We start from the raw sequence: 14,781 nt of genomic DNA, 5'->3' as shown, positions 1-14,781 counted from the left end.
AGCTTTTATTTCTGATGTTCATCTAAAGCCGGGCGGTTAGCGATACCATCCGAAATAATCTTATTAATTTTTTCGGCTTCGGCACCATGCAGTTCCAGTCTTGGAGCTCTCACATAAGGACTGCTTATTCCTTCTGCAGTGGCTGCAAGCTTAATGTATTGAATAAGTTTAGGATGAATGTCCAGTTCCAGTAAAGGCATAAACCATCTGTAAATGGCAACTGCTTTATCATAATTTCCGGCTTTAACGTGATTATACATGGCCATTGTTTCATTGGGGAATGCATCTACCAAACCGGCAACAAGACCGTCAGCTCCAAGCATTAAAGTTTCCAGGCAAATGGTATCGACTCCCCCAAGAATTTTAATTCTTTTCCCAAAACGGTTGATCATTCTGGTCACATTGGCCAAATCTCTGGTAGATTCTTTCACGGCCTGAATCGTAGGATAGGCAATAAGCTCTTCAAACATGTCAAGTGTTACATAGATCCCGTAGTCAACCGGATTATTGTAAATAAGGATGGGAAGATCTGTTGCTGCTGCCACCGCTTTAAAATATTCTACCACTTCACGGCTGTCTGCCTTATATCTCATGGGTGGAAGCAACATCAATCCATCTGCTCCTATTTCTTTTGCGCTTTTCGCGAAATTTATTGCGTTTTTTGTTGTGTTTTCAGAAAGATTGAGAATAACAGGAATTCTTCCGTTTGTAATTTCCTTTGCATATTGTAAAAGTTTGAACTTTTCTTCTGTTTCTAATGCGCTTGCTTCTCCTAATGTTCCTCCAAGGATAATTCCGTGGACGCCGGCTTTAATCTGAGCTTCAGTATTTTTAGCGAACATTTCAAAATCTATATCCCCTTCCTTTGTGAAAGGTGTTAATACAGCTGGATAAATACCTTCCCAGTTAAGTTTTGTACTCATATTAAATTATATTTATCCAAAACTACCGGAATTTCAATCCTGTAAGTGTTAATATTTTAATGAATTCTAACCATATTTTAACATGCTTCGGTTTTTACTCCATAATTGTTTCTTTATAGCGCTTCAGATACCCTTTTGGAGAGTCTTTCATCATTAACCGGAAGACCCGGTTGAAATTGGTTAAGCTGTTGAATCCACTATTGAAGGCAACCGACGAGATATTGTACATGTTTGAAGATGTTAACAGTTTACATGCCCGCTGAACACGTAAATCGTTGAGATATTCAATATAGGTAATACCCGTACGTTTTTTAAAGGACCTGCAAAAAGCTTGCGGGGTCATACAGGCTTCTTTGGCAATAGCATCGAGGGTTAACTTATTCTGGGCAAAGTTTTTCTTAATATAATGTTGTGCATCAATAATGCGTTTGTCATTATCGGAAATATGATTAGGTAATTTTTTCTCTGCCGATAAAGGAATATGCAGATGGCGGTTCTGCATCAATTGATTCAGGATCCTGATGAAGCTCACCATCTGATCGATACCCGCTAATTTCTTTAACGCATTGATATGGTTCCCTACTTCGGCTTTGAGCTCTGAAGCTACCTGAAAGCCCACTTCGGAATTAGCGATAAAATTTTTCAGCTCTTCAAATTCCGGGAGATCAAAAATGGCTGAAATCTTTTTATAAGGATCAAAGAAAATAGACACAGAATGAACGGTATGCTTTTCATTTGTATTAAAATCACCTTTAAAAACATGGGACTGATTAGCTCCCAGATAAAAGATGTCGCCCGATTCAAAATTAAAAAGGTTTTGTTCTATAGCCAAAGTTCCATGTCCTTTAATGATCCACATGATCTGAGTTTCCGTATGGCGGTGAAAATGAGGATAGAAATTAGGCATCATATCTTCCTGGATACGGATGCTTTTATTGGTGTCTGCAGGTACTGAAAACTGAATACTTTTCATATCGATCAATACTTTACGGTGATAGATAATAGAATGTGTTAAAATACTGCCGAATTTAAGCAAAATATAAACATTGGATGTCATATTAAAATCCCAATTTTATATATCGTTTATTTTTTATGAATAAATCTACAGCGAACAGTACAAAATCGTAATTTTAAACCTTTAAATAAACAGCAGTTATCATATGTTTTCAGCACAAACTTATCAGGAAAGAAGAGCAGCATTAAAAGGCAGTGTAGCCAATGGCGTTTTATTGTTTTTAGGAAATATAGAAAATCCCGTAAACTTTGAACACAATCCTTATTATTTCCGCCAGGATAGTACCTATTTATATTATTTCGGGATTCAGGAGCCCAGAATTGCTGCCATCATCGACATCGATGAAGATAAAACGATTATTTTCGGAGATGAATTAAGTATAGATGATATTGTATGGATGGGCAGGCAGGAAACGCTGAAAGAGAAAAGTATTAAATCCGGTGTACAGGAAACTTTACCCTATGCAGAACTTGCCCGGTATATTCAGAAAGTACAGGCTTCTAACAGAAAAGTACATTACCTTCCTCCCTACCAGTCTTCCAATAAAATTTTGCTGGGTGATCTTCTTGGAATTAAAATAGCAGAATTACAGCCTTCCGTTGAAATGATCAGGGCGATTGTAAAACAACGTTCTGTAAAAGAAGCTCAGGAAATAGTACAGATAGAACAGGCGGTGAATGTATCTAATGAAATGCATTTGCTGGCGATGCGTATGGCAGGACCGGGTGTTAAAGAATATGAAATAGCCAACGCTATCCAGCATCTTGCGGGAAATAAAGAATGCCAGATGTCCTATCCTCCTATTGTTACCATCAACGGAGGTATACTTCATAATCATTACCGCCTTAATACCCTGAAAGAAGGTGATCTTTTCCTTAATGACTCCGGAGCTGAAACGGCGATGGGATATGCAGGTGATTTAACCCGAACGTTTCCTGTAAGCAAGACGTTTACAACAAAACAAAAGGAAATATATGAGGTGGTTCTGAATGCCTTTAATAATGCCCAGCATCTTCTGAAACCGGGAGTTAAATTCAGGGATATCCATCTGAAAGCTTCTCAATATCTGGTGGAAGGCCTCGTTGACCTCGGATTAATGAAAGGGAATCCTGAAGAAGCGGTGAAAAACCATGCCCATACCTTATTTTTTCAGTGCGGACTGGGACATATGATGGGATTGGATGTCCATGATATGGAGGATCTGGGAGAACAGTATGTAGGTTATACCGAAGAAGAGCCAAAGGACACCAAAACATTCGGACTTAAATCTTTACGTTTAGGCAAAGCTTTAGAACCGGGATTTGTGGTAACAGTTGAACCAGGCATTTATATGATTCCCGAATTGATCGATATATGGCAGGCTGAAAATAAAAATGCGGACTTTATTAATTATGATAAAGTAAATGAATACCGGAATTTTGGAGGAGTACGTGTTGAAGATGATTTCCTGATCACCAATGACGGATACAGGCTGTTAGGGAATGGACTGATTAAAACCGCTGCGGAAATAGAAAATTACAGAACAGAACATTTAGATTAACCAGATACTTTATATGAGAGAGATAAAAAAACTAATTTATATCGCATTATGCTTCCTGTGTTTATCGCCGCTGGCCGCACAAAAAATACAATGGACACCTGATGGCAATGCTTATTATGCATTTACTAAAAACGGGATCGAAATCGTTGATTTGCTGAATCCCGGAAAAAATCAGACTTTTTTAAGTAACAGCGAATTAATTCCTTCCGGAAGTTCTGCAGCTTTGAAGGTACAGAGTTTTCAGGTATCTCCGGATGAGAAAAGCCTATTACTCTTTGTTAATACTAAGAAAGTATGGCGGGATAATACACGGGGTGACTACTGGATCTTTAATAAAAACAGTAAAAAGCTTATACAGCTTGGAAAAGGATTACCGGAATCTTCCCTTATGTTTGCAAAGTTCTCTCCGGACGGCAAAAAAGTAGCCTATGTTTCTAAACACAATATCTATATTGAAGATCTTACCAACAATCAGTTAAATAAAATTACCAATGACGGTACTGACCGAATCATTAATGGTACTTTCGACTGGGCATATGAAGAGGAGTTTGGAACTCAGGATGGTTTCAGATGGTCTCCGGACGGAAGTAAAATTGCTTACTGGAAACTGGATGCACGCAGCACTAAAAATTTCCTGATGATCAATAATACGGATAGCTTGTATTCGTTTACCGTTCCTGTAGAATATCCGAAAGCTGGGGAAAATCCTTCCGGATGCAGCATCTGGCTATATGATTTAGCCGCTAAATCTTCTAAGAAGGCTGATATAGCGGGTGATGAAGTACAAAACTATATCCCGAGAATGGAATGGGTACAGGATTCCAAATCCATTATCCTGCAACAGCTGAACAGAAAACAAAACCAAAGTAAAATTATTGTTGCTGATGCCAACTCCGGAAGCAGTAAAGCCATTTATACTGAAACAGATCCTGCATGGATTGATATAAAATCCCGTTGGAATGACAATGATCCAAGCGGATGGGATTGGATCAGCAATGGTAAAGCATTCCTGTGGCTGTCTGAAAAAGACGGATGGAGGCATATTTATAAAATAGACCTGAACGGAAAAGAAACACTGCTCACAAAGGATGCTTTTGATGTGATAAAGCCGGAGTTTTTTGATATTCCCAACAAACTTATTTACTTCTCGGCTTCACCAAAAAATGCTGCCCAACAGTATTTATACAAGGTAAGCCTGGACGGAGGAAAAGCAGAGAGAATAACTCCCGATGCCTATCCCGGTTCTAACAAATATGCAATATCACCCAACGGAAAAATGGCGGTATTTAATAACAGCAGTGTAAATGCGCGCTCAGCCGGAGCCGTGATATCACTTCCTGATCATAAAGAATTGGTAGCTGCTAAAAACGTGGCAAAAGCAGATCCTGCAAAGTCTAAAGCAGAGTTCTTCCAGATTACGACCCAGGATGGAGTTACTCTGGACGGATGGGTTGTAAAACCTAAAAATTTCGATCCCAATAAAAAATATCCGGTTGTTTTCACGGTTTATGGAGAACCTGCACTGCAAACTGTAACAGACAGTTTCTACACAGGCTGGAATGGATTATATATCGGAGATATGGCTGAAGACGGTTATTTATATGTTTCCCTTGAAAACCGGGGAACACCCGCTCCAAGAGGACGTGAATGGAGAAAATCCGTTTACCGTAAAATAGGACAGCTTAATATCCGTGATCAGGCCATGGGAGCAAAAGCTCTGTTTGCAAAATGGCCGTATGCAGATACTTCAAGGGTTGCTGTATGGGGCTGGAGCGGCGGAGGCTCTTCCACACTGAACCTTTTAGGACAGTATCCGGATATTTACCAGACCGGAATTGCGATTGCTCCTGTTGCCAATCAGTTATTCTATGACAATATCTATCAGGAACGTTATATGGGGCTTCCACAGGAGAACAGAGAAGATTTTATCAATGGTTCCCCACTCGCTTATGCTAAAAACTTAAAAGGAAATCTTCTACTCGTTCACGGAACAGGCGATGACAATGTGCATTACCAGAATACGGAAGTATACATCAACGAACTGGTAAAATACAACAAACAGTTTCAGCTAATGTCCTACCCAAACCGTACTCATTCCATTGATGAAGGAGAGGGAACATCATTGCATCTGGCTACTATGTTTACCAAATATTTAAAAGAACATTGTCCTCCGGGAGGAAGATAATCTATGAAAAGTCTCACCGTAATGTGGGACTTTTTTATTTAGGACTGTTTACTTTCTTTTAAATATAATGGTCCAGATTACATGAAAGGGTTCTCCCCTGTACTTGTCTGTTTCTTTCATGACAATTTTCATTGTCGTTTTATCTAATTGAGCTATTTCAAATTTTCTCTCATAATGGCCCCCTTCAAATAAAGATAAGATTTTATCATCATCAGGATCTAATGAATATGAGAAATAAAGCTGTCCACCATCGATAATAGAACCGTCAGCATTAAACTGCATAATATCATTGCTGCTGTATTTAGAATTACTTTGCACCGTTCGTTTTCCGTCAGCTTCAATTCCGTCAGCTGTTGAAAGTACGGGCTGCCATTTTCCAACAATCATTTTTTTGTAGGACTGCTGAAAAGGAACATTGAATGACAGTGTAGCCCAACAAAAAGTACACAGGAGCAGGATCAGGTTACATGACTTCATCATATTTTTGTTTAAATAATGCAGGTAATTAATTCCCAAATGTAGTAAGAATGTGTTTAAAGATTAGGAAGTTATTTTTTATAATTGCTAATTTTGATCTGTTGACTTATAAAAATCAGTGATTTGAAATTACCACTTTCCTATTATTCTAATCAAGACGTTCTTTTTCTGGCCCAGGATCTGTTGGGAAAAGTTCTTTTTACAGAGATTGCTGGCGATATTACAGCCGGTGTTATTGTAGAAACGGAAGCTTCTTTGGGATACAGGATAAAGCGTCTCATGCCTATGGAGGCAGGCGTACTGACCGAACCGAACCGCTGTACAGCCATGGAGGTATTTCTTATGTGTATTTATGCTATGGCATTCATCATCTTTTTAATATTGTAACTTCTGTGCAGGATGAACCTCATGCGGTGCTGATCCGTGGTATTGATCCGTTGGTCGGAACAGAAATCATGGAATGCAGGCGAAATATGCCCGCTTCTAAAGCTGCTATTTCTTCAGGTCCCGGATCTTTAGCTAAAGCATTAGGAATTGATAAATCTTTTAACAAAAAAGACCTGGCCGGAAATGAGATCTGGATCGAGGATCATGGAATTCAATATAATCCTGAGGAAATTACAGCATCGCCCCGTATTGGCGTTGCTTATGCACAGGAAGATGCCCTTCTGCCCTGGCGCTTTTTTGTGAAGAATAACAGATATGTAAGCAAGCCCAACAAAGTATAAGCTTAAAAATGTAATTTTCAATTATCCCTGAATAGCCAGGTAAAATTCACGATAAGAAGTAACAAGATCATCAAGGCTAAATCCACGGTTTAATCCGCTGGTATTAGGCAAAACCCAAACCCGGGCACCACAAAAGTCTTCAGGATGCTGCCCCCACAGAACTTCTTTCTTTTTGGAAAATGCCTTATAAGCTGCCTTGCCAAAAAATGCAACATACTTAGGCCTGAACCCGGTTATCTTTGTTTTAAAAATCTCAAGAGAATGATCAAACTCTTCTTTTAAAAGTTCATCAGCACGGGATGTTGCTCTCGCTACAGCAGTTGTAAGACCATATCCGAAATCCAAAATAGAGGTGTCATTGGCAGCTTCCATCTCATAGGGAGTAAAACCAGATTGATGAAGGACTTTCCAGAAGCGGTTGCTTCTTCCTGAAAAATGATGGCCGTCGCCTGCCGATTTTAAACCTGGATTTATTCCGCAAAAAATCACATTGAGGTCGGTGTCGATTATATCTGCTAACATAAGTAATATCTATAAAATGGAAATAGATGTAGGACATTTATCTATTCAGCAATATAGCGATATTTGGTCTTATCCATACATGTTGTACTTCAAATAAAAATGGCTTAAGACTATCACTAATCATTAAGCCAAATCATTATTCAACGAATGAATAATAAACCAACCACATTATATTTCTATTATTGTTTAATTCCTTCGAAATAAAATATTTTATCATTTTCAGAAGTCTTTTTGGTGCTTATCTGCATTGCTTTTGTTGAAATAAGATAATTGATGGTTCCTTCACTATCCACACCGCCAACACCTACTCCTACAGGATTGGCAACGCTGATTATCTTAGGGGTAACAAATGAATAATTCTCACCTGCTTTAGCCTGTACCTTAATATGGGAATCATCTACTTTTGAGGCATTCATAATCACATTGTAATAATCCTGACCGCCACTGCTCAAAGTGCCCTTAAATGTTCCTGTTGCCGGATCTATACTGTGGTTGGAGGAAGGAGCGGGATCATCACCGTCATTGCTTTTACAGCTCATAAAAATGCTTGCTGCCATCAGTATTAAAAAAAATCTGCCCATCATTTTTTGGATTCCTTTTACTTTCATAATTCAAATGTTTTTTGTTATTTACACTTCAAAGGTGATTAAATTCAAAAGGATCAGGAAAAAATATCTACAAATGAAAAACACCTATCTATCAACACCTGTTTGAACATGGAGAAAAAAGCCTGTATCAGAAATACAGGCTAAAGAGTACAAAATAATTGATATGAAAAAAATAAGGTTTAGATTGCTAATGGATGTCCCAGAATACCTTCGTAGTAAGCTTATCTCCACCAATGGCTGTGGCAGCTTTGGAATAGTTGCTTCCGTTGGTTGTAGCTTCCAGACCCGGGTATTGCAATCTCACAGGCACTTTTCCCTCGGCATTATTAATCGCAGTCGGTGGAGCCTGTAAGGCCGGGTAATCGAGTCGCCGGTAAAAATTCCAGGATACTACCGGGTGATTATAGATGGCAACCCAGGCCTGTTCTCCAATAGATCTTTTCCAGTTTGAAGCATTATAAGGGTTTTCTGACAGATAATTCTGGGCATCCTGAGAGGAAAGTCCCCATTCCTGAAACGATGCCTGAACTGCATTGTTGTAAAGTCCTTCCGGATTTCCGCCGATTCCGAACCGGGCAGCCGCTTCAGCGAGATAAAAGGAAACTTCAGTATAGGTAATCAAGTTTCCGGGAGTTACTGGCGTGTAAGCGAAAGTTCCGGGAGCAGAAAAGTCAGAGAACTCTCCTGGCAAGCCAATGGCCTGTCCGATATAGGTGCCGTCTACATCCTTAAAGTATTTGGATACCCTTGGGTCTGAAGTGGTATTAAGAAAATCGACGAACGGTTTTCCTCCAAAAAAATCATCCCGGTTATTATTCACAACATTTTCAAATATGGGACTAAAGTTAGGGGTTTCAGCCAGGTACCTAAAGATACAGCTCTGAGATTCATTCATGATAACTCCTCCGGAAACGGCGGTATGAATGGTGGACTGAGCAAGAGAAGGGTTGACGTCAGCAACAGCAATCCCCAATTTCAGAAGGAGAGAGTTTCCAAACCTTTTCCATTTTCCGATATCTCCGCTATATAAAATATCTCCTTCTCCGAATGTTCCCTGCCCTTCTTCCAGATGATCGATGTCGGCTTTCAAACGGTTGATAAGACTTTCATAGATCTCTGTGTCATTATCATAAACAGGAAGCGGATACTGGGAATTATTAAGCGCTTGGCTGTACGGAATATCTCCAAAAGTATCGGTTAAGGTTTGAAAGGTAAAGACTGAAAGCATATCAATAATTGCCAATTGGTTCTTTTTTTTTGCCGGCCAGGTGCTCACTTCCGAAGGGACGGGCTGATATTGTCCGATCAGTTCTTTTGCTTTACTGAGATTATTAAGAACATTTACATAAAGATCTCCCCAAACATTATTGGACACATTTCTGGCAGTGAAATTATAGTTGCTCTCATTCACATACGTAACTTCCTGCCAATACTGCATTGTAAGCCGGAAATTATTTTCGTTGACACTGGGAGTGTTCATATAGTCACTCAGTTCTTTTTCGGCATACGTAATAAGGGTTTCCGGAATAGTGGTGTAAGTTACATGCGGGTCGGTATTTACCTCATCAGAGGTACAGCTTATGTGAAATAACAGAAATAAAGAACTTATTATAATTGGATTTTTCATGATGGTCATTTTTAAAAATTAACTTTTAGATTCAATGCAAAATTCTTTGTGGCCGGCATCACTCCGGATTGGTATCCCTGAATATTTCCTGCAGAAAGACCAGCTTCCGGATCAGCATAGGGCAGATTTTTATGGATGATCCATAGGTTACTTCCGACAAAACCAAGGGTAAGGCTCTGAATTCCGGTATTTCCTAAGAATTTCTTGTCAAAAGTATAGGAAATAGATACCTGCCTAAGCTTTATAAAACTGGCATCATAAACAAATGCCGCCGCCGGTGGATCTGTTTCCAGGATCTGGCTTGAAGAAGAACGGTCAAGGCGGATCGTATTGGGAATATAATGTCCGGGATTATTGGGATCTTCCATCACTCCTGGTAAAATCACTCCGCCGCCAGCTGCGAGCGTATTTCTGACCGGGTTTCCTAGATCATTCAGTCCTACAGAATCAGGATGCAGCCCTGTTCCATATGCATAGTACTGATCCAGGGAGAATATCTTACCGCCTTTTTTCCAATCGATTTGAAAACTTAGACTAAAGTTTTTATAGGTGAAAGAATTGTTTAATCCTGCAAAAAAGTCAGACTGAAAGCTTCCGAAATTATGATTTGTACCATCCGTATGAAGATAAGCTCCGTTTTTGCCGATGATTTTGTTTCCATTGGAATCATAAACGAAATCCGACCCCCAGATACTTCCATAGTCTTCGTTAAGGGGGGCATTAATAGAAATTCCGCCTTGCAATGCACCGATAGTAATATTTTCAATACCCTCCCGCAGCGCCGTGACTTTTGTTTTAGGATTAGACCAGTTCACCGCCATATCCCACGTGAAATCATTAAACTTTAAAGGCGTTATATGTAAAGATATTTCAAATCCTTTTGTGGTAAGCGCTCCCGTATTCTGAATTTTGCTTCCTGATCCGTTGGATAAAGAAATTGGAAGGGGAAGGATCTGGTCAAATGCTACATTCCTGAACCAGGCTATATCAAATCCCAGTCTATTTTTAAAAAACTGCATATTGGTTCCGATCTCCAGATTTTTCAGTTTTTGTGGGAGAAGATCAGCATTTCTCAAAGTTGTATTGTATGAATATACCGGACTGTTCCCGAAAGAAGACTGTACGATATATCTGTTTCTTAGCTGATCTGCATTCGTATCTGAACCTACTTCCGCATAAGCCGCTCTTAGCTTTCCAAAGGTCAGCCATTTTTGCTCCAGCCAATTGGAAAATACCACACTTGCTGAAACGGATGGATAATAATAGGCTTCTTTTCCTTTTGGTAATGAACTCGACTGATCCCTTCTGAAGGTTCCTTCAAGATAATAGGTATTTTTATATCCCAGGGAAGCCTGAACAAAAGCACCATAAATATATTTTGACGTATCTGTGATCACTGGTTTTGCTGCTGTAGCTGCGGAATTGGAAATGGTATAAAGATCTGGAATATACAGACCGCCCGAGGTGGTCTGGGCATTGGAATAATTCGACTGAACATTGATGTTTCCGCCTATTAATGCCTGAATGTTGAAATCCTTATTAATGTTCTTTTTGTAAGTAGCGATAAGGTCATAATTGGTTTCTGTAAAACGAAGGTTAGTCACTGCATATCCTGATGGCTGCTCGATAGCATTAAAACTAAAAAATGCAGGAACAGAACCTGTCGCCCTTCTTTCTTCGATCATCATATTATATCCGTCTATCCCTACCCTGCCCAGTATATTGATGTTTTTTGAAAGGTCATAATTGAGGCTGAAATTACCTGCGAAACGGTCTCTTTTGTCATTCTGGTAGTTTTTATACCGTGTAAAATAGGGGTTGTCCCAATATTGCGGCGATAGATTATTGGTAGACTTTATATTCCAGGTATAATTTTTATCAAATGTTTCATATAAATACTTCAGGTATTGAATATCAATATTCGTAGGCCACCATTGGCGAAAGTTGCCCATAAGGTTGTCAGTGTAACCGGTGGCATTTCTTCCTTTTGTACTTTGTGTAATATAATTGGCGAAAATAGTAGCCGTCAGATCGTCTGTCAGTTTGTAGGAGGCATTACCGCCAACATTATTTTTCATTAAAGAAGAATTGGGAAGAATATCTGTAGCATTGGTATTGGAATAGCTTAGCCTGAATGTTGCCCGGTCGCCGCCGCCACTGAAAGCTATATTATGGGTTTGATTGATTGCTTTATCAAAAAACGTTATCGGTCCGTTTTTAGCCATTACCCAGGGGGTCTTTTTACCAAAATTACGGGAACCGGGAATGAACGCATCATATTGCCACACCATAAGGTTGGGATCATAGGGCGCACCGTAAGAAGCATCATTTGTAAAAAGGGCTCTCGGCTCGTTCTGATAAGAAGCAAAAACGTTTCCGAAATACCCTTGCCCATATTGGGTCTGGTATTCAGGGAAAGTAGATCTGTCCACTGTAGAAATGGAAAAACTTCCGCTATACTCAAGACCGATACCCTTCGAATTTTTTTTGCCTTTTTTTGTCGTAATGATAATGGCGCCATTCTGAGCTCTAGAGCCGTACAAAGCAGTTGCAGCAGCACCCTTCAGAACATTCACTGTTTCTATATCATCAGGATTGATATCGGATACAGGACTTCCGTAATCATATCCGCCACCCCCATTCTGCTGAAATGCAGAATTAATATTCCGATTGATGATAGGAACTCCGTCAACGACAAAAAGAGCCTGGTTATCTCCCAGAATAGATTTATATCCGCGTGACACAGCATTTACTGAACCTCCGAAATTGGTAGACTGCTTGATCTCAAGACCTGCTACTTTTCCGGATAAGTTATTCAGGAAATTAGTTGTCGGATTCCTGCTGATATCTTCTCCCTTTACCTCTTGTGTAGAATATCCTAAAGATCTTTTCTCTCTTTTTATTCCCAGGGCAGTAACCACTACACCTTCTATATTCTGCGTTGTAAGGGTATCCTGCTTATTCTGACTAAAATAGGTTTCACTTCCTATAAAAAAAGCAACTCCTACACTTAAAAGCTTTAACCGGTAATTCATAATTATTGATTTTTGTAACATGATTGTTGCCCAAAATTCAATAATTGGTGAAGATTAGAAGAGAATGTATATATCAACAGCCGGCTACCGTCTACTAAAAATAAAATTGAAGCTGAGGCTAAGATTGAAAACTTACTATATCAATACTCCTTTTCTAACCGCTGCAGTCAGATGCGGACATTACGGTGGCAAACCGGAGATTTGACGGGTGTTTTTATAACCCAGCCAAAGGTTTATAAGTTCTTCCGATCGGAAGCTTTTTACTGTTGACCTGGACTATATTGGCGGCTTTCATCTCCACTTTCGATTTGGAAATAATGTAAGACTTATGGATACGGATAAACATTGCAGGATGTAAACTTTCTTCTATTTTACTGATTGGCATTTTGAAAGTTAAGGTCTCTGTTTTTGTGTGAATATTGATGTATTCTCTCAGGCTTTCGATGTAAAATATATCCTGCAAAATGATCTTGATCTGTTTTTTACCACTGCTGATAAAGATGTAATCACGCTCAGCAACTTCCAGTAAGGCATCTTCGGCCTGTATGAGATGCTTACATTTTTCAACCGCAGTAAGAAAACGGTCGTAAGGAATTGGTTTCATGAGATAATCTGCAATATCCAGTTCGTAGCCCTCCACAGCATACTGATGATAAGCTGTGGTGACAATAACAAACGGAGGATTCTTTAATTTCCTTAAAAAATCAAAACCTTTTATCACGGGAAGATGAAGGTCCAAAAACATAAGATCCACTTTATGGATACTTAAAAGATTGCTGGCATGTACAGCGTTGGCACATTTGCCGACAAGATTGAGCTCTTCGTTCCTCGAAATAAAATTTTCAAGAATTTCTGCAGCGATCGGTTCGTCTTCTACAATAATGCAGTTATATTTTTCAGGAGCTGGGCGTATCATAGAAATTAATGGTTAAGTGTACAATATACGTATCATTTTGATCTTCTACATTAAGGCTATGTTCAGGATAAAGCAGTTCCAGCTGGCGGCGGATATTTTTCAGCCCTATTTTGGTGGAATGTTCAGGGGATCTTTCTTCTTTTGAATTTTCAATGAAGTAAGTGAGGACGCCATTTTTCAGTTGGATATCAATAGTGATGAATGGGTCTCCCAGACTTTCGGAAACGCCGTGTTTAAAAGCGTTTTCAACAAACTGAATCAATATAAGCGGTGAAATTTCCTGCAAAGGATTATCAATGCTTTGATTAAAATTGACGGTAAGATGACCGTGGCGGATTTTTTGGATCTGTATAAAATCCTTAATGTTTTCGATATCTTTTTCTAAAGAAATATTTTTTTCAGCAGCTTCGTAAATATTGTACCGCATTACCTTGGAAAGCTGAAGAATAACATCAGGAGTTTCATCCGCTTTTTTAAGAGCCATTCCGTAGATATTATTAAGGGTATTAAACAGGAAATGGGGATTGATCTGCGCTTTCAGCATCGTGAGTTCCTGGTCAAGTTTTTCAGATTTCAATTGAGAGATCTGCTCTTTTAAAAGGCTCTTCTGTCTTGTGATTTCTATTCCAAATACAAGACCCACCATAAAAATCAGATCCATAAAAGAGTTGAACGCTACCAGGCCGTTGATATATCCTGAGGGCTCTTTTCCATCCAGTGTTTCCGTAACAGCATAGATGTAGGGATAAATAAGATAATGAGTATAAAACCGGTGTACCAGAACTGCCGCTACAACAATCACGCTGCACAGGATATATTTGAATAGTTTGTTTATATGTACTTTTTCATAGACATACAGCAAAGAATAAGCAAGCGGGATTTTGATTAAGAAATAAACCAACTCCAGCATAAGGGTATTCTGAAGTCTTATTTGCCATTTGAAATCCGGGAATTGATACCTGGACCAGTAAAAGTCAAGATAGGCCTCCAGAATATAATACAATATCCAAAAAAGCAAATGAATCTGTAACTTAGATTTTCTATCCGGTTTCAAGCCCATTATATTTTAAAAGTACAAAGTAATACTGTTCATTCAAATATAAAAATATTAAATCTACCAAAATAGAACATTCGTCTACAAACTACCGGTTTTTAACCGCCTGTCAAATCTATACTTTGCCGCCCCTCCGGTGAAGCTGAATTTT

General features: G+C 39.1%; 12 protein-coding genes. 3 read left to right on the top strand and 9 right to left on the bottom strand.

The window, feature by feature from the left end:
- Positions 1 to 5 precede the first annotated feature (5 nt).
- On the bottom strand, positions 6 to 923 hold the full coding sequence (locus MUW56_RS22160; RefSeq protein ID WP_292015245.1) for a dihydrodipicolinate synthase family protein: 918 nt from the start codon (positions 921 to 923) through the stop codon (positions 6 to 8).
- A 94-nt stretch (positions 924 to 1,017) separates the two neighbouring features.
- The gene (locus tag MUW56_RS22155; RefSeq protein WP_292015244.1) at positions 1,018 to 1,980 is read right to left on the bottom strand and encodes an AraC family transcriptional regulator; all 963 of its coding nucleotides are present in this window, start codon (positions 1,978 to 1,980) and stop codon (positions 1,018 to 1,020) included.
- 103 nt (positions 1,981 to 2,083) lie between these two features.
- Here MUW56_RS22155 and MUW56_RS22150 point away from each other — a divergent pair, with 103 nt between their 5' ends.
- Together MUW56_RS22150 and MUW56_RS22145 are read left to right on the top strand one after the other, a co-directional pair.
- Entirely contained in the window at positions 2,084 to 3,478 is a 1,395-nt protein-coding gene (locus MUW56_RS22150) for an aminopeptidase P family protein (protein ID WP_292015243.1), read from the top strand.
- Between the two features lie 13 nt (positions 3,479 to 3,491).
- A complete protein-coding gene (locus MUW56_RS22145; protein WP_292015242.1) occupies positions 3,492 to 5,663 on the top strand; it encodes a DPP IV N-terminal domain-containing protein in 2,172 nt (723 codons plus the stop codon).
- Positions 5,664 to 5,711: 48 nt separating this feature from the next.
- On the opposite strand, the gene MUW56_RS22140 is transcribed toward MUW56_RS22145, so the two are convergent.
- Complete coding sequence (locus MUW56_RS22140) at positions 5,712 to 6,143, bottom strand: hypothetical protein (RefSeq protein WP_292015241.1); 432 nt, start codon at positions 6,141 to 6,143, stop codon at positions 5,712 to 5,714.
- Between the two features lie 257 nt (positions 6,144 to 6,400).
- Here MUW56_RS22140 and MUW56_RS22135 point away from each other — a divergent pair, with 257 nt between their 5' ends.
- Positions 6,401 to 6,868, top strand: coding sequence for a DNA-3-methyladenine glycosylase (locus MUW56_RS22135; protein WP_292015464.1), 468 nt, complete (start codon positions 6,401 to 6,403; stop codon positions 6,866 to 6,868).
- A gap of 21 nt (positions 6,869 to 6,889) precedes the next feature.
- Here the strand turns inward: MUW56_RS22135 and mug are convergent, their stop codons facing one another.
- The 6 genes from mug to MUW56_RS22105 form a co-directional block, all read right to left on the bottom strand.
- On the bottom strand, positions 6,890 to 7,390 hold the full coding sequence (gene mug, locus MUW56_RS22130) for a G/U mismatch-specific DNA glycosylase (protein ID WP_292015240.1): 501 nt from the start codon (positions 7,388 to 7,390) through the stop codon (positions 6,890 to 6,892).
- 179 nt (positions 7,391 to 7,569) lie between these two features.
- Entirely contained in the window at positions 7,570 to 7,998 is a 429-nt protein-coding gene (locus MUW56_RS22125) for a hypothetical protein (protein ID WP_292015239.1), read from the bottom strand.
- 187 nt (positions 7,999 to 8,185) lie between these two features.
- Positions 8,186 to 9,625 carry a SusD/RagB family nutrient-binding outer membrane lipoprotein gene (locus MUW56_RS22120; protein WP_292015238.1) on the bottom strand — a complete coding sequence of 480 codons (1,440 nt, stop codon included), beginning with the start codon at positions 9,623 to 9,625 and terminating at the stop codon, positions 8,186 to 8,188.
- An 11-nt stretch (positions 9,626 to 9,636) separates the two neighbouring features.
- Positions 9,637 to 12,660, bottom strand: a complete 3,024-nt coding sequence (locus tag MUW56_RS22115; protein WP_292015237.1) for a SusC/RagA family TonB-linked outer membrane protein — start codon at positions 12,658 to 12,660, stop codon at positions 9,637 to 9,639.
- Between the two features lie 214 nt (positions 12,661 to 12,874).
- Complete coding sequence (locus MUW56_RS22110; RefSeq protein WP_292015236.1) at positions 12,875 to 13,576, bottom strand: LytTR family DNA-binding domain-containing protein; 702 nt, start codon at positions 13,574 to 13,576, stop codon at positions 12,875 to 12,877.
- On the bottom strand, positions 13,557 to 14,630 hold the full coding sequence (locus MUW56_RS22105; RefSeq protein WP_292015235.1) for a sensor histidine kinase: 1,074 nt from the start codon (positions 14,628 to 14,630) through the stop codon (positions 13,557 to 13,559). The genes MUW56_RS22110 and MUW56_RS22105 overlap by 20 nt, the downstream gene beginning before the upstream one ends.
- Positions 14,631 to 14,781: the final 151 nt, after the last annotated feature.

It is taken from the genome of Chryseobacterium sp. (assembly GCF_022869225.1).
Lineage (GTDB): Bacteria > Bacteroidota > Bacteroidia > Flavobacteriales > Weeksellaceae > Chryseobacterium.
This window is presented reverse-complemented; position numbering and strand designations above follow the sequence as displayed.